At 48.4% G+C, this 15,932-nt stretch carries 13 protein-coding genes and 3 tRNA genes; 10 read left to right on the top strand and 6 right to left on the bottom strand.

What is annotated here, in order from left to right; translation table 11 throughout:
- The first annotated feature begins 5 nt into the window (after positions 1-5).
- Complete coding sequence (locus MHUN_RS11810) at positions 6-827, top strand: hypothetical protein (RefSeq protein WP_011449232.1); 822 nt, start codon at positions 6-8, stop codon at positions 825-827.
- A gap of 368 nt (positions 828-1,195) precedes the next feature.
- Here the strand turns inward: MHUN_RS11810 and MHUN_RS11805 are convergent.
- The 3 genes from MHUN_RS11805 to MHUN_RS11795 all read right to left on the bottom strand — a co-directional run bounded on the left by MHUN_RS11805 (position 1,196) and on the right by MHUN_RS11795 (position 2,945).
- A tRNA-Ser gene (locus MHUN_RS11805) sits at positions 1,196-1,279 on the bottom strand.
- 38 nt (positions 1,280-1,317) lie between these two features.
- Entirely contained in the window at positions 1,318-2,250 is a 933-nt protein-coding gene (locus MHUN_RS11800) for an RNA-guided pseudouridylation complex pseudouridine synthase subunit Cbf5 (protein ID WP_011449231.1), read from the bottom strand.
- Entirely contained in the window at positions 2,250-2,945 is a 696-nt protein-coding gene (locus MHUN_RS11795; protein WP_011449230.1) for a uroporphyrinogen-III synthase, read from the bottom strand. The genes MHUN_RS11800 and MHUN_RS11795 overlap by 1 nt, the downstream gene beginning before the upstream one ends.
- A gap of 79 nt (positions 2,946-3,024) precedes the next feature.
- Between MHUN_RS11795 and MHUN_RS11790 the strand changes: the two genes are divergently transcribed.
- Genes MHUN_RS11790 through MHUN_RS11780 form a run of 3 tightly spaced genes read left to right on the top strand, consistent with a single transcriptional unit; the run spans position 3,025 to position 5,737 of the window.
- Complete coding sequence (locus tag MHUN_RS11790) at positions 3,025-4,230, top strand: tripartite tricarboxylate transporter permease (protein WP_048067486.1); 1,206 nt, start codon at positions 3,025-3,027, stop codon at positions 4,228-4,230.
- Between the two features lie 5 nt (positions 4,231-4,235).
- Entirely contained in the window at positions 4,236-5,123 is an 888-nt protein-coding gene (locus MHUN_RS11785; protein WP_011449228.1) for a Pre-mRNA processing ribonucleoprotein,-binding region, read from the top strand.
- Positions 5,099-5,737 (top strand): fibrillarin-like rRNA/tRNA 2'-O-methyltransferase, encoded by a 639-nt coding sequence (locus tag MHUN_RS11780; RefSeq protein ID WP_048067485.1) that lies wholly within the window; start codon positions 5,099-5,101, stop codon positions 5,735-5,737. The genes MHUN_RS11785 and MHUN_RS11780 overlap by 25 nt, the downstream gene beginning before the upstream one ends.
- Here MHUN_RS11780 and MHUN_RS11775 read toward each other — a convergent pair.
- Positions 5,738-5,810, bottom strand: a tRNA-Gln gene (locus tag MHUN_RS11775).
- 364 nt (positions 5,811-6,174) lie between these two features.
- On the opposite strand from MHUN_RS11775, the gene MHUN_RS11770 reads away from it, so the two are divergent.
- The 3 genes from MHUN_RS11770 to MHUN_RS11760 all read left to right on the top strand — a co-directional run bounded on the left by MHUN_RS11770 (position 6,175) and on the right by MHUN_RS11760 (position 11,872).
- Complete coding sequence (locus MHUN_RS11770; protein WP_011449226.1) at positions 6,175-8,763, top strand: MEMAR_RS02690 family S-layer glycoprotein; 2,589 nt, start codon at positions 6,175-6,177, stop codon at positions 8,761-8,763.
- An 81-nt stretch (positions 8,764-8,844) separates the two neighbouring features.
- Positions 8,845-10,395, top strand: coding sequence for an AMP phosphorylase (locus tag MHUN_RS11765; RefSeq protein WP_011449225.1), 1,551 nt, complete (start codon positions 8,845-8,847; stop codon positions 10,393-10,395).
- Positions 10,396-10,447: 52 nt separating this feature from the next.
- On the top strand, positions 10,448-11,872 hold the full coding sequence (locus MHUN_RS11760; RefSeq protein ID WP_011449224.1) for a carboxypeptidase-like regulatory domain-containing protein: 1,425 nt from the start codon (positions 10,448-10,450) through the stop codon (positions 11,870-11,872).
- 6 nt (positions 11,873-11,878) lie between these two features.
- Here MHUN_RS11760 and MHUN_RS11755 read toward each other — a convergent pair.
- Positions 11,879-11,950 (bottom strand) — tRNA-Arg (locus tag MHUN_RS11755).
- A gap of 53 nt (positions 11,951-12,003) precedes the next feature.
- Between MHUN_RS11755 and MHUN_RS11750 the strand changes: the two genes are divergently transcribed.
- Positions 12,004-12,441 (top strand): dCTP deaminase, encoded by a 438-nt coding sequence (locus tag MHUN_RS11750; protein ID WP_011449223.1) that lies wholly within the window; start codon positions 12,004-12,006, stop codon positions 12,439-12,441.
- Positions 12,438-13,388: a DUF128 domain-containing protein gene (locus MHUN_RS11745; protein WP_011449222.1), complete on the top strand. Its 951-nt coding sequence runs from the start codon at positions 12,438-12,440 to the stop codon at positions 13,386-13,388. Before MHUN_RS11750 ends, MHUN_RS11745 begins: the two co-directional genes overlap by 4 nt.
- Here the strand turns inward: MHUN_RS11745 and MHUN_RS11740 are convergent, their stop codons facing one another.
- Positions 13,389-14,534 carry a tubulin/FtsZ family protein gene (locus tag MHUN_RS11740; RefSeq protein ID WP_011449221.1) on the bottom strand — a complete coding sequence of 382 codons (1,146 nt, stop codon included), beginning with the start codon at positions 14,532-14,534 and terminating at the stop codon, positions 13,389-13,391.
- Positions 14,535-14,815: 281 nt separating this feature from the next.
- Here MHUN_RS11740 and MHUN_RS11735 point away from each other — a divergent pair, with 281 nt between their 5' ends.
- Complete coding sequence (locus MHUN_RS11735; RefSeq protein ID WP_011449220.1) at positions 14,816-15,802, top strand: 5,10-methylenetetrahydromethanopterin reductase; 987 nt, start codon at positions 14,816-14,818, stop codon at positions 15,800-15,802.
- Positions 15,803-15,932 lie beyond the last annotated feature (130 nt).

Genomic DNA, 15,932 nt, shown 5'->3' with positions numbered 1-15,932 from the left:
GGTTTATGTTTTGGATACGAATAGCTGTAATTGCCGTTATGGCATTATTTTTAGTATCATCTCCAATAGGGGCCGACTTTCTTCCGAATGCAACGCCTGAAAACCAGCAGATATCGATCACGACTCTGATCGACGTTATCGGATACGTCAGCACTGATACCTCGTTCGACTGGACAATTTCATCCGGAACACTAGAAGATCGAATCTTTGGACCGAACGAGACAATGGCGTCCTTACTCTACAAAGATTCATTGATGACGAACGGGGGGCATCTGATGCTGAGCAGTTCTCTTGATTTTGATTCCAGGAATCAGACAAAGGGTCTCTATAACTTTGAAACAGACAAAGTAGTAACATATGAGAGTATCGATGGCAGTCACCTCATAGCAGACGAATCCCTGGTCATAAACTCAGGTGGGAATTATTCAGATACGAATGGTATCGGCCGGTGTGTGTTTTCATCCGGTTCTTCGGCTACAGTTCCGGCCTTCTGTAATACGGTCAGGGCACGAAGTTCACTGATCAATGTAAACAGTGCCCAGTATTCAACGTCAGCGAAAGCCAGGATAGTAGCCGCTGATGGATCAGTTCCGTCCGCTCTATCATACCAGATCGATCTCACACCAAATCCTGTATCTGGTCTGGGGTATGCAATCGGGACAGTGGCAACAGAGTTTTCTGCTGATATCATGGAAGCCCGTGATGATGGGGCATCATGGAACAGGACATCAGCAACAAACTCAATGAAAGATAAGGCAAAAGTAAGTGGGGGGATAGTCAAGTTTTCAAAAGCGTTTGATTACCAGTCTGGTCTATCAGTCACCTGATATTTTTTCTTGAGTTGTCAAGCCTTCCATATTGTTGGATTTGGATGTAAGAGCCGCTCACATTCACATGCATAGTGTCTCTCTCATCTCCGCCAGTTTCTCTGTAGTAGGTTGTATTGGGCTTCCAATCTAATATAAATCGTATAATGCTATATCTATATGATTCCTAAATGTTCTTTTACATGAGCCAGAATTTCCATTCTTGATATTCCAGAGATTAATATCACAGGACAAAAGGTAAGGAACAAAAAATGAAGAGAGTGTCTACAAAAAGTCCCAATCGATCCTAAAATTTCTAACTCTCGAAACCCATTGTGGAGACAATAAAAATATCTTGACAGATCTAAAACAGAATTAAAAGAAATTTACGCTAAGGGGGAGATTTGAACTCCCGAGGGATTGCTCCCACAAGATTTCCAATCTTGCGCCTTCCCAGACTAGACTACCTCAGCAAATAAAAGATGCCTACATATGTTGGCAGTCAGTTGTTTTAAGACTTTTCTCTCTTTGGCTTATGAGCTTTCCAGACTGCAGGGTATACTCCGATATCCTGCATGACAAGGCGAGGTGCGACAACCAGTCCCTTTTCACCAGGCACAATCCGCGAACTTGAAACCAGAGCCTCACCGATTCCGATAAAGTCATCTCCGGCCAACATGACAACCAGATCCTCCATCTGGAATGTATCATGGCTGACAACGCCTCGTGAAGAGAGTCTGGCACCATGACAGATCGCATCAGCCGCTGATTCCTTCATCTGTATCCTTGGAAACCCGTGCAATGCTTCAAGAGGTGATCGTATAATCTTCCTAAGATACGTATCATCGCCTGCACGTGCCTTCTCAACTGCATCGCGGAGGGTATGAAGGGTGACACAATCCTTCTCGGAAAAGGGACCTGATCTGGTCCGCCTGAGCTCAACCATCGCTCCCCCCACCCCACAGGCCATGCCGATATGATGACACAGTGATCTGATATAGGTGCCTGAATCACATTTCACCCTGAAGAGAACAAGTCTTCCGTCCCTTCCCAGCATCTCCAGTTCATGGATCTCCCTGATTCGAAGGGCACGTTTTACTGCACTCCGCTTGGGTGGCCGCTGGTAGATCCTTCCGGTGAAGTGCTCAATGACTTCAGCAAGTTCTGCATCTGATACATCTCCCTGCAGCCTGAGCAGTGCCACATATTCCTTATCGTCCTGATGCAGAATGGTCGTAAGTCGGACTGCCCGCCCGAGAAGAATGACAAGTACTCCGGAGACCGGGGGATCAAGGGTTCCGGTATGACCAACGGATGATACACCAGTAATCTCCCGGACCCATGCTGCTACCTGGTGGCTGGATGGCCCACGGGGTTTATCGATGAGGATGATCGATCCCTGGTGTGCAGCAATATGTGCCAGAAATGAAGAGGATCGTTCCATTATCCACCCGGATTCATGAGAAGAAAGAGATTGAGTTCATCGAGTGTCCCTTCGAGAGATCCATCCCCTACGACATCAGGCATAAGGCCTGCTTCCTCCATGGCCCCCGCTGTTACCTCTCCGATAGCCATAAGGATAAGATCCTCCCGGCGTTTCCAGATAGCCGATTTAAATGACAAGGCACTGGTAAAAAGAATGCCCTCCGCCTTGTCAAGGTTGAGCAGTTCATACGTCGGGATGAGTGCGTAAATTTGAAATTCAATTGGAAAACCACCGGCATCCCGTATTCCCTGGAGGAGTTTATCATTTGGTGCATCAGATCGGGGGATGCCGATTTTTTTCCCTACGATCCAGTCCCCCAGGAAGGGAACGAATGCCCGTGAGTAAAATTCATGGAGCACCTCGCACATGATGCCAAATTCTCTGAGAGCTTTCGCGGTTTGCGGACCGATTGCTATGACCCTGGGAAGTGGCAGGTCATGCAGATATGGTCCAATCTGGTGGGCCGGAAGGGCACTGGTAAAGAATATACAGTCAAATCTCCTGTCCTTTACATCCTGAATAAATGCATCAATCTGGTCAGGATTCATCTCTCCGATGAGTGGAGAGACCGGGTAACAATCATGCCCCCTTCGTGCGCACCTTGCCTGGTCATCTCCCTCTTTTCCTTTCAGACGTGTAATTGCAATCCGCATATCATCCCCCTGGCCCCTCTTATTCAGAACGGATGCGGATATTTTATGCGTTCTATACACTTAAATCCATGAGAACCAGATGATTCATGTTTTGGCCGGTATAACGGGGGGGATGATGTGTGGGATAATCAGTGGTCTGACCCCTGGAATCCATGCAAACATGATAGCAGCCCTTCTCCTTGGATTTTCTCCTGCTCTCCTTCCTCTCCTGGGACCGGAGGGAATGGCAGCGATCCTTATTGCCACGCTCATCACCCATTCGTTTCTTGAAATAATTCCGGCTACATTCCTCGGGGTGCCGGATGACGGGACCTCCCTCTCGGTTCTGCCGGCTCACTCTCTCACGCTTGATGGAAAAGGGGAAGAAGCGGTCCGAATATCAGCCCTTGGAAGTCTATGGGGAGTCATCTTTGCTATCCCGCTGGCTCTTGCGGCACTATGGTTTATCCCCTTTCTTCAGTCCTCTGTTGATATCCTGACCGGTTCACTCCTGGTTTTGATAATGGGGATGGTCATCGTGCGCAGTGAAGCCGCAGGTTGGCTCTGTGCCATCTGCCTTGTGTCTGGCATTCTTGGTCTCTTTGCCTTCAGGTTTGAGTACCTCTCATGGAACACCCTTGGAGCGGGGAGCATCCTTATGCCACTCTTGACCGGTTTATTTGGTCTCCCGTTCCTTCTGACGGCGTCTGAAGGGACCATTCCAAGGCAGCGGTTTTCAGGTCTCTCAATCCCGACCAGGACTGTGGCTCGTGCTGCTCTTCCCGGGACACTTGCCGGACTGGTTGTTGGATGGCTTCCTGGCTTATCAACTGCAAGTGCCAATACCGTAATCTCCGGCTGGATTCCGTATGATCAGGAGAGATTTCATTACCTTGCTGCGATTGGTGCTTCAACTCTCGCAAACAGTATTATTGGTATCGCAGTTTTTGTTGCCATTGGAAGAATGCGAAACGGGGTGATGGCCGCATTTTCCGGGTTTGAAACGCCACCTATCCTCTTTCTTCTGACAATCGCATGCCTTGCTGCCCTTGGTGCGTACGGAATTACTGTTTGTCTTGCCGGGACGGCTTCATCCTTATCCGGTCTGAATAGTTCGTATCTGAATACCGGGGTTGCAATCACGCTTGTTCTGGTGTGTGGTATTCTGACCGGTCCCTTCGGGCTGGTAATTCTCATACTTGCAACGGGAATCGGGATGATACCTGAGATGATTGCGGTCTCACGGGTTCCCTGCATGGGGGTTGTTACCATTCCGGTAATACTCTATTCATTTGGGGTATGGTGATATAAATGGCCAAAAATCAGGTCAATCGGGCATTTCAGTATTGGTATGAGGCCCTTCAACAGGGACCGGCGGATTTTTTGACTCCTGCCACTTCATCCTTGGCGGATATAATCGACACTATACGCGAGAGCCGTGGCAAATCGGAATTACTCCCCTTACCTCTTTGGGAGGAGGCAGTCAGCGCCGGGTTTGTTCCTGACCGGAATGGATATCTGTCAATCCTTCAGGACATTGCAATCGGGCTGACTATTCGTGACCTAGAAGAGCGATGTGATAAAGACGAGGCAGCACTCATCCATCTTATCAGAATCCTTGATGAGATTGATCAATCTATTGCCCGTCTGTCGGAGAAGATTGAGGATTACTATATTGCACTGCACCCCGCCGGACTATCCGGGTATGAAAGGAATATCAGTTCTCTTATCGAGAGTCTGGCAAAAGATCAGACGCAACCGATGAGTCACCTTGCAAGAAATATCCAGCGGTTCCGTGAATCCCGGACTCTTATCTCACAGAATGTTCGTGATTACGCAACAAAATGCCTGCCAAATATGTCTGCCTTATGCGGCCCACTTGTGAGTGCCCGTCTTCTTGCAGGAGCGGGAAGTAAATATCATCTTGCCGGTATGCCCGCAGCATCAATTCAGGTACTGGGAGCTGGACCATCATTATTTATGCATCTGACAAGCGGGACAAATCCCCCGAAACATGGTATCATATACCAGTATAAGGGAGTCCATCATGCAAAACGACGGGTCAGAGGAAGAGTGAGCAGAGTACTTGCATGTCAGCTGGCAATCGCTGCAAGGATAGATTATTTCAGGGGAGCTTTAGATGATGAGTTTATCAGAAAAGCTGGTGAGAAGATATGCCGGGCAGGGAAGACGGATTGATCTGGCAGGATGGAAAATTATTATCTCCCGGAGCAGTTTTACCTGGAGACCGTGTGTATCATGGTATGCGGATATGGGATCCTGGCCACAGTAAGGTTGCTGCATTATGCCATATACATGGTGAGCCTCCTGTCAGAAACGCCCGTATTTTGTATCTTGGCGCCGCTGCCGGGTCAACGGTCTCATTCCTGTCTGATTACGCGGAGGTCGTGTATGCAGTGGAATTCTCTCCCCGGCCGGTACGAAGTCTTATCCGCCTTGCCCGGGCACGAAAAAACATTATCCCATTATTTGAAGATGCACGATATCCCGAACGGTATCTTCCCTTCGTCGAGCCGGTGGATCTTCTCATTCAGGATATTGCCCAGCGTGACCAGGCTGAAATTGCCTTGAGAAATCTCATTTTTCTCAAGCAAGGAGGACATCTGATACTCTTTTTAAAATTGTTATCAATGGGGACTGATAAAAAAAGAGAGGATAGAATTGTTGAGGTGGTGAATTTGCTTGAACATGGTGGAATCACCGATCCTGCAGTTCTTGATCTGGACAGGTACCATACTGGTCATACAGCGGTATGGGGAATATATTCTCTAAGTAAAAATTTTGAAAAATGATAGCCCGAAGCAGATTCGAACTGCTGTCACAAGGTCCAGAGCCTTGTATGATTGACCTCTACACTATCGGGCTGAAGCCTTTATATGTTATCTTTTCTTCCATATAATTGTTTTTACATCTGAAGAATGCCCCTGAGTATCGGAGTATTCAATGCGCGAAAAGATGCCTTTGTGAGATGATACATAATGGTTCTGTTAACCTGGATCCGGATGGCGATCAGGAAATCCGATGAAATTTTGAGAATATGAAAAAATGGGGTCTCTGATAATTATTTTCAAAGGGTTCCATACCAAAAAGGATATAAAAGGCATTTCACAAATATCTAGTCATACTTCGATTTCTCGGAGTATAGAGTATCTGTCCGGTGAACAGTCACCAATAACAATGGCTGATCGGCGGATAGATGCGAATCGAACGTTTGTTCGGAGGACATGTAATGAACGCAAAATTTGCAGTTGTCATGATGGTGCTTGTTGCACTTGCACTTGTTGCATTCCCGGCATCTGCAGCAATCAACAAGATCCCAGCCGGAGGAGAAGTCTTCCTTGGTGAGAAGGGACTTGATGTTTCTGCAGCAACCGGTGGATCCAGCCAGATCGCATGGTGGCAGCCAGGTACCAACACCGAGACTGAACAGCCTGCAGATATTCAGCAGGTTACGAATGCACAGAACTTTTATGTTTCTCCTGATATCTTCGTCGGAAAGACCGGCAACTGGTATCAGTGGAACGGCAGCGTAAAAGGCCCGCTCGCATTCAACATCAAGGAACCCTCTCTGAACTTGAAGATCTGGGACGGCTCCGTGAATGAAGACGTCACCGGTAAGGCAATTCCGGTCGGCAACTACGGGAACTTTGTCGTTGAGACCAACATGCAGAGCATCATCACCCGTCCAGGGTACCAGCCTGCAGATGCACCTTTCAAGATCAAAGTAAAGAGTGCAGATGGTGGTGTCTACACCAACCTTGTCGGAAACAACGGAAAGGAAATTTCGCTGACGAATCTTGCTGTCAACCAGCAGCTCTGGTACTGGGTAAGCCCTGACAACAAGCACACTGAGCCGGCATCCAACGATGGATGGAACACTGCAGCCGAGGACAAGTATGGGAACCGCATGTATAAGGCAGGTACCTACACCGTCTGGGCAGAGTGTAACGCCAACGGCATGAAGGATCAGTATACTGCACCCGACGGTTCAGACTACACCGGGAAGACCATCTCTGCGGTAAAGAGTGTTCAGATCGCCACCGACCAGGTGAAGATCGAAGCCAACAAGGACACAGTAGTCCGTGGCAACCCCTTCTCTGTAACCATCACTGGTGTCCCAAATGCTGAGTACTATGTCTGGGCAAAGGGAACTGGCTCAATGACCGGCCAGCCTGATGACCAGCCACCTATGATCCTCGACGCACAGGTTGATGTCAAGCAGGACGCTGCAGCAGGACCATACGAGATCGGTAAGTACCAGTATGAAGGTGGAGCAGGGAAGAGCATCAAGCAGGATGTCCCCGACGACCCAGAATTCCACGGAACCAAGTTCTACGCACTTGTGAAACTGAACTCCAGTGGAACCAGAACCGTTGAGTGGAAGACTTCCAAGGACACCAAGGACAAGAAGTACACTATCCGTGTAGAACGCAAATCCGGAAGTCAGTACAAGTCTGATGAGGTCGATGTCAAGGTAGAAAAGGGCGATGTTACTATCGTTGCATCTGGAGACCAGAGCTACTACCTTGGTGAGGAAGTCAAACTCTCCGGTACCAACTCCGAGACTGACGTTACCTATCTGTATATTACCGGTCCAAACCTCCCAACCAGAGGAGGAATGCTGAAATCTCCACGTAAGGAAGTCAACAACGACCAGCCGGCATCCTTTGATCAGGCTGACGTTCAGGATGACGACACCTACGAGTTCAAGTGGCAGACTGCCAACCTTGAGATTGATGCAGGAACTTACACCGTGTATGCTGTCAGCGCTCCACGTGACAAGGATCACCTGAGCGACGCACAGTACGACACCGTATCTCTCGTTATCAAGAAGCCATACATCCAGGCAACCGCATCTGCAAGTGTTGTTGCAAAGGGTGACAAGATGTACCTCCGTGGTACTGCAGAAGGCGATCCGTCCAAGGGTGTCGCAATCTGGATTCTTGGAAAGAACAAGGTTCTCTATGCAACAGAATCCGTGAACGATGACATGTCATTCGAGCACGAGATCAAGAGTGCAACGACCTCATCCCTCTATGCAGGACAGTACTTCGTCGTAGTCCAGCACCCGATGTACAACAACGAGTTTGATGTCTATCCAGACAACCCGCTCGAGCCACAGTACGTCTATGGTTCCTACCCGACCCGGAACTCCCAGGTGTTCAAGCTTGGCGGATCCGGAGCACTTCAGGGAACTGACGCTGCAGAAGCACTTATCCAGGCAATCAACTCTCCAATGGTCGACGATACCTACACCAAGATGCAGTTCCTCGTTGAGGAGCCCAAGATCACCATCAACCCGATCGGTGAGCAGGCTGTAGGATCCAAGTTCGAGATCGCCGGAACCACCAACCTCATGTATGACGACAATGATCTGCTTGTCGAGGTAACTTCATCCTCATTCAAGCCGACCGACAAGTCACAGAGTGGTGAGTTCAGCGGTGCAACCGGAACTGTCAAGGTCCAGCAGGGCACTGATGGTCTGAACAAGTGGGCATTCAATGTTGATGCAAGCACATTCAAGCCGGATGAGTACATCGTCCGTGTCTCTGGTGTGACCACCAACACCGTCGAGACTGCACTCTTCAACGTTGTTGAGGCTGGAGCTATCCCGACCGTAGCACCAACTGTTGCACCAACCGAAGCACCGGTAGTCAATGAAACCCCGACTCCGGAACCGACCACTGTTCCACCAACCCCTGAGCCAACCACCGTTCCACCAACCCCTGAGCCGACCCAGCAGTCCCCAGGATTTGGTGCACTGGTTGCCCTTGCAGGTCTTGGTGCAGTCGCATTCTTTGTAATGCGCCGGAACTAAACCAACTAACACTTCCTTTTTTTCAAATCTCTATATCCAAATCCTACGGCCATAAATAGGATCAGGCTGCATATACCGGGTATGAGACTTACCGTCCGACTGGTGGATATTGCTGCACGGGGAATTCTCTTACATCATAATGATGCAAAATCACTCGGAGTGCTTGCGGGTGACCGGATTGTCATCTCTTCTCCTGTTACCGGCAAGGCTACCGTAGATTATGTGGAGACAACTGGCACTCTTATCGACCAGGGCCGTATTGGCGTGTACCATCACACGAATGAGCAACTGACCCTTACCGAAAATGAGGTTGTCGAGGTCAGGGTTGCAGACCGTCCGGTTTCTCTTGATTATATAAAAAAGAAGATGGAAGGAGAGAAACTGACCCGTGAGGATATCAGGGCTATTGTTGCTGATATTGTTCAGGATACACTCTCCCCGAGTGAAATTACCGCTTTTGTTGTAAGTTCCTATATCAATCAACTGGACATGGATGAGATTGAGTCACTTACCCGTGCCATGGTTGAGACAGGTGACCAGCTCTCATTCCATGCCGGACCAATCGTCGATAAACATTCAATCGGGGGTGTGCCGGGCAATAAGATATCACTTATTGTCGTTCCCATTATTGCTGCAAGCGGTCTTTTAATTCCCAAGACCAGTTCACGGGCAATTACCGGAGCAGGAGGGACAGCAGATCTTATGGAGGTTCTTGCCCCGGTTGAATTTAGTGCATCAGAAGTTCAGGAGATGACCATAAAGACCGGTGGGGTGATTGTCTGGGGAGGTGCCACGAATATTGCACCTGCTGATGATAAGATCATCATTCAGGAGTACCCTTTTAAGATTGATCAGATCGGTCAGATGATTGCAAGTGTTATGGCCAAAAAATTTGCAGTAGGTGCAGATGTCGTTGCCATCGACATACCGGTCGGAAAATACTGCAAGGTGCATACCATAGAAGAAGGGAAAAAACTTGCACGGCAGTTCATTGATCTTGGAGAACGGCTCAATATGCGGGTTGAGTGTGCTCTGACTTACGGTGATGCCCCGGTTGGCCGGGCGATTGGGCCGAAGCTGGAGATTAAGGAGGCACTCAGTGTTCTGGAAGGAAGTGATTCCCCCCGGTCACTCATTCAGAAGAGCTGTGTAATTGCGGGTATTGCGCTGGAACTTGCAGGAAAAGCAAACCGTGGTGAGGGGGCAAACCTTGCCCTTGAGATACTGCGGTCAGGAAAGGCACTCAAAAAATTCCTTGATATCATCGCAGTTCAGGGTGGAACACCTGATGTAAGTTCGGAAAAAATAACGGTGGGAGAGCATTTCTACACGGTCCGTGCAGACAGTACCGGGTATGTTATTGATCTGAACAACCATTCCCTGATAACAATTGCACGGACCGCAGGTGCGCCAGCAGATCATGGAGCAGGGCTCTATCTTCATGCTAAACATGGCACCAGCCTCTCCAAGGGTGACCCCATCTTCACGATCTATGCAGACCGGAAATGGCGGCTTGAAAAAGCAATTGAGGAAGCACGAAGACTCAGGCCGGTTATGGTTGAGGGTATGCTAATCGACCGTGTCCCCAATGTCAGAGAGTGGGTACCCGGGAGATCCAGAAATCTTGAATAACGGGTTATCCCGTATCCTTTTTTTATAGAACCACCAACACACTATATCAGGTATGCATTTTTCCGCTGTATGTATCGTCAGTCTATGTCTGGTCCTGTCACTGTGCCTTGTTTCCGGCTCTTCGGTGATGGTCATTGTATTTGAACAGTCTGACAGAACTGTGCTGATACCTGAAGCGATAATTTATGCAGATGGAAAAATTGCAGGGAAAACTGATGTGAACGGCGCATATAACCTGAGTTTTGAAGGGCATCTGCCAAATATCAGGGTTGTAAAGGGTGGCTATACCGAATGGACCGGATCACCGACAGAGAATGATACTGCGATTCTGGTTCCGCTTCTGGTCCGAAACAGCACTCTCCATGTGGAGGTATTTGATGCTGACACGCTCATACCTGTGCAGGATGCATATATCGTTGTGACCAGCGAGGATGGAATCAGGTATGAGGCCCGTTCCGGGTTTGAAGGGAAGGCCTCCCTTGGTCTACGGGCAGATCAGGTATACAGCCTTGAGATAAATGCCCCGAATTTTCAGGCAATTCATGATACCGTTGTAACCGGGGGGGATTCAACAACAGTCCAGTACTCCCTTGTCCGAAATGACAGAATCTCAATTCGAGTGCTGGATTCTGTGAGTTCATATCCGATTCAGTCAGCTCATATTGAGGCTGATGGGATTAAGATTGGAACAACGAATGATCGGGGGATACTCATCTCAAATATTAGCAGAAATGTAGAACATATTTTTGATATCTCTGCCGACGGGTATGAGCCGTCACATGTTTCCAGAACCATCTCGTTTGAGGATCAGGTGGTCGATTTCCCCCTGGTAAAGGCAAAATCTACTATTTTTGTTTCAGTGTATAACAGAGATCAAAAACCCCTGTCCAATGCATCTGTTCAGATGGATGGGATCATGATTGGTGATACCAATGAATTTGGCAGGCTGATGATCCCGTCACTTGAGATCAGGCCATATGAATTCATTGTGAACCGTGATGGCTATAAAAGAAATACCCTGACCTTTACTCCTGGGAAAGAGACTAGTGAACTCGTAGTAGTGCTTGAAAGTGAGTTCATCGACCTTGAAGCAAAGGTCATTGATGCGTATGGTGCTCCGTTGCGGGAAGTGTCAGTGTTTCTTCTTGGAGATGCCCAGGAAACCCTGAACTCATGTGAGACGGATCTGAACGGAACATGCATGCTCCCTGCAATCGAAGGAAAAATGTATCGCATCAAAGCAGAAAAAGGAGGCTATTATCCCAATTCAACATCTGCAAATACAGAAACGAACCCAAATACCATAGTGCTTCATAATCCTGCCACAGTCAGCAATGGTTCCTCTGCTCCCTTTCCATTCATTCCTGTAGCAGCAACATTGATTCTCCTTATTGCCGGTGCAGGCCTTTTTATGTTCTTATCAAAAAGACAACGGCCTCGCAGAAGAAGTCACAGCAACCGAAGAAAATCGTTGTAAAAGAGACGGATCCAGTGGGAATCGAACCCACGTCTCCGGGTCCGAAGCCCGGTAGGATATCCGCTACCCTATGGATCCCCTCAGAATTATAATCCATAGGCTGATAATCTTTATTCTCCCACCTGTAGGATATGATCCTGTCATCGCAGTCAATTCGTGCCCGTCTCCAGTTATCTGCTGAAGAAGGAGGTATTATTCTCAGGCCTTATGCAGAGGAGAGTCAGCAACCCGCCTCCTATGACCTGCGAGCATCAGAACCCTCCGTCATCCGGAGGAATATGATGACGCTTCTTGCAAGTAAGGAATGGGTTGAACTTCCTGTTGATATTGCAGCCACACTCCGGTGTCGTTCCTCATTTGCACGGCGCGGAATTTTCATCAGTGGAGGGTTTGTGGATCCCGGCTTTCGCGGTCATCTCACCTTATGTCTGTATAATTGTGGAACAGAAGATGTATCTGTGCAGGAAGGCGACAGAATAGTGCAGATGGTCTTTCAACAGGTAGACGCACCTGGTGCCGGGTATTCCGGCAGGTATCAGGACAGTCATGGGGTGGTAACAGCACGATGATCAAGACCGAGCATAAATACATCGAAATTCTTCGCATCCTCAAGGAACACCAGGAACCGATGGGAGCCAAACGCCTGTCTGAAATGCTGGCAGAACGGGGCTATGTGATGACAGACCGTGCAGTTCAGTATTATTTGAGGTATCTTGATACCCGGGGTTTTACTGAAAAGGTTGGTAATCAGGGACGGATTCTCACCCCATCCGGGATCATGGAGACCGATCGTGCTCTTGTTGACGATCGGATCGGGTTTGTAATATCAAAACTTGAACGGCTCGCCTTTAGAAGTACCTTTGATCCAGCGACCTCTACCGGGGATGTGGCATATAATCTCACCATTGTCCCTGATGAAATACTTGAACCAGTCTCACAGATGTTTGACAAAGTCAGGGATGCAGGGTGTAGTTTCTTCTCCGGATATTCGGTAATTGACCGGGATCCACGGGTACCTTCGGGTCACACCGGTATTCTGACCGTCTGCAGCATTACCATGGACGGCGTTTTCCAGCATAATGGCATCCCGGTAAAGGTAGCCTATGGCGGGACAATTCAGATAGAAGATAAAAAACCGGTTCGGTTTATGAATATTATCGGGTACCAGGGCTCAACGGTCGACTCTCTTCAGCTCTTCCTCGGAGCTGGTCTCACTTCTATCAATCAGTATATCAACACCGGTTCAGGAATATTGCTGGCAAATGTCCGCCAGATCCCGGGTGCTGCCGAGGAGCGCAGTCAAACACTCATTCAGGAGATGCAGGCCTGCGGGTTTCGGTTTCCCCTTATGATGGGAAAGGGGAGGATTTTTAATCTGCTCACCGATCCTCATCGGATCTCACTGGTGTCATATTCTGGCATGAATTCGATAGGTGGCGCCGTGGAAGCAGGTTATAAATTAAAGACTGAGATTGGTGCCGGTACGATCCCCTTTTCACGTGTCGTCGATCGATAATTATTCACGATCATCTCTTTTTTGTCCAAAGCGTTCATAGAGTTCCTGAACTCTGGTGACGGTCTTCAGACCTGAGAAGACAATGAGAACTGAAACACGGTTTGACTGCCTGGATGAGACCGGTATATCGCCTGCCCGCATCTCAAACCCGTCAATACTTTCATCGATCCATTTTCTCACGGCCATGTAGCCTTTCATGGACAACTCTTCTTCAGGGCCTGATAACAGGATAAGAGCCTTTTTTGCGGTTGAAAAATCACAATATGATGATATGTCGCGGAACACTGCCTTTTCTGCAAGTTTGACTATGCGGGCAGCCCGTTCCTGTCTCCCGACACGGGTTTCGCTTCGTTGCCTGAGAATGCTGATTCTGCCATGCTCCGGCAGCTCTTCTTCTGCAAGGCCGATGGTGATGTATGACATGCCGGTGATGGTATTGAGTATCTCGCGGGAGTCCAGCACGGTCTGAGGAACTCCCTTTTGTATCTCACCTGCATGCACCAGTAACCGAATCCTTCGCGCAATATGCCGGTTAACAAGATCATATGGCTCGATACCTCTCTTTTCAGATGTTCCAGGTATCCAGAATTTTTCTGCAATTCCGACAGGCCGCTGCTCAAGGGTCGTTTCTGCTAGTTCTCCCCGTGCCTTGTCAAGCCAGAGTTGATTATCAAAGATGATGACTCCGTCAACCAGAGGCCGGATCATTTGCAGGTTCTTCATGGCCCTGAAAAGACGTGATTCCCCCTCATCTTCTGTTGGGATGGTGACGAGGGCAAAGACAGGTTCAAACATTGTCTCCCTGATAATCGAGACGAGGTGTGGAACAAGACTTACCAGTCCTCCTCCAAGGCCTGCACATACCAGAACGGCATCGTGTGTACCCACATCAAATCCTTTCAGTTTCGACTTTACTTCATCGATGGTAAATCTGGTGGTGAGTAATTCCGGGGCTTCGATATCATCTTTAGGAAAGTAAAATTTCGCCTCCTCTCCGATATGGGTCAGATGCTCCAGAATTTCAGGGTCATTGTCAACTGCAATGGCATGAAGGTCTGAACATCGTGCGGAGTGACCAGATGGCCGGATAATTGCGTCTGCTATCTTACTTCCTGCAGTCCCAAGCCCGAGAATCAGCAGTCTCATAGTGTTATATCACGCCCGTACTTGCTCACGAGGATCTGTGTATATGTATTCTGTTCATCTGATACAAGTGTTCCTGATTCCTGTACTAGAGATATCCACATAATGTGCGATTATCTAAGAGAAACCGATGCGTTATCCAGAATATTGCAGTAATTTTTTCAATGAGTGGGTCATTTCTATCTGATTTTCCCTTTTCACTGGCAAAAAATCTCAAAATATCCAATATCAAATGATAATATTTTTACCGGTATGGGTATTAATACAGAAATGAGGTGTTAACCTTGAGTTATGGAATAGAATTCGTTCCGGGAAACATTACCGTCAAACAGGTAGTCAACTACTGTAAGCTTGCAGAATCGAAAGATATCGATTTTGCATGGATCACCAACCACTATAACAACCGCCACTGCTACCCGACCCTTGCCGCAATTGCACAGGAAACCACCACCCTGAAGATGGGTCCGGGAATTATGAACGCCTTCACCGACACTCCGGCTGCAATGGCTTCATTTGCATGTACCCTGAATGAGATATCCGATGGCCGTGCAGTCATGGGTATCGGACCTGGTGACCTTTCAACCCTTCCAAAATTAGCCATCAATCCTGAGAAGCCGGTCGGCCGTCTCGAGGAGGCAGTTGTTCAGATGCGCAAACTCTGGGGCGGAGAAGAAGTAAAGAAGAGTGGGATGAAGTTCTTTGACTACGATGGCGCAAAGCTCACCGGTGTCAGCCTTCCTGGAAAGAAGGGAATTCCAGTCTATATCGGGGCCCAGGGGCCAAAAGTTCTCGAACTTGCCGGAACCATCGGAGACGGTGCCCTGATTAACGCATCCAACCCGAAGGACTTCGACGTTGCCATCCCAATTATCAAGGCAGCCTGTGAGAAGGTAGGCAAGAAGGGCTTTGACATTGGTGCATACACTGCAATGTCTATCGACATGAACGAGAAGAAGGCACGGAACGCAGCAAAGATTGTTGCCGCCTTCATCGCCGCCGGTTCACCAGAACCTCTCCTCCAGCGTCATGGACTCGATCTTGCCAAGGTTGCCAACATAAAAGCAGCACTTGCAAAGTTTGATTTTAAGACCGCAGGTGAGAATGTCGATGATGCAACTATTGACGCATTTACCATTGCAGGAAATCCGGACACTGTCAAGCAAAAGTGTGAGGACCTGTTAAAATCCGGTGTTACCCAGATCATCTTTGGTTCACCACTTGGTCCGGATATGGTAAACTCCATCCGTCTTCTCGGCAAATACGTCGTGTAAAATCATATACCATATCTTTTTTTAATCGCCCTGTGCCTGTCTGTATCGTTAGATAATTCTTTGAAAATTCATTGTGCTGAATATGTACTCGGCTCCTGGATCAGGGTAAAACTGATATCCTCATAGGGGA

The sequence above is a fragment of the Methanospirillum hungatei JF-1 genome (genome assembly GCF_000013445.1).
In the GTDB taxonomy this organism is placed as follows: Archaea; Halobacteriota; Methanomicrobia; order Methanomicrobiales; family Methanospirillaceae; genus Methanospirillum; species Methanospirillum hungatei.
Note: the sequence above shows the minus strand (reverse complement) of the source record. Positions and strands in the feature narration are given on the sequence as shown.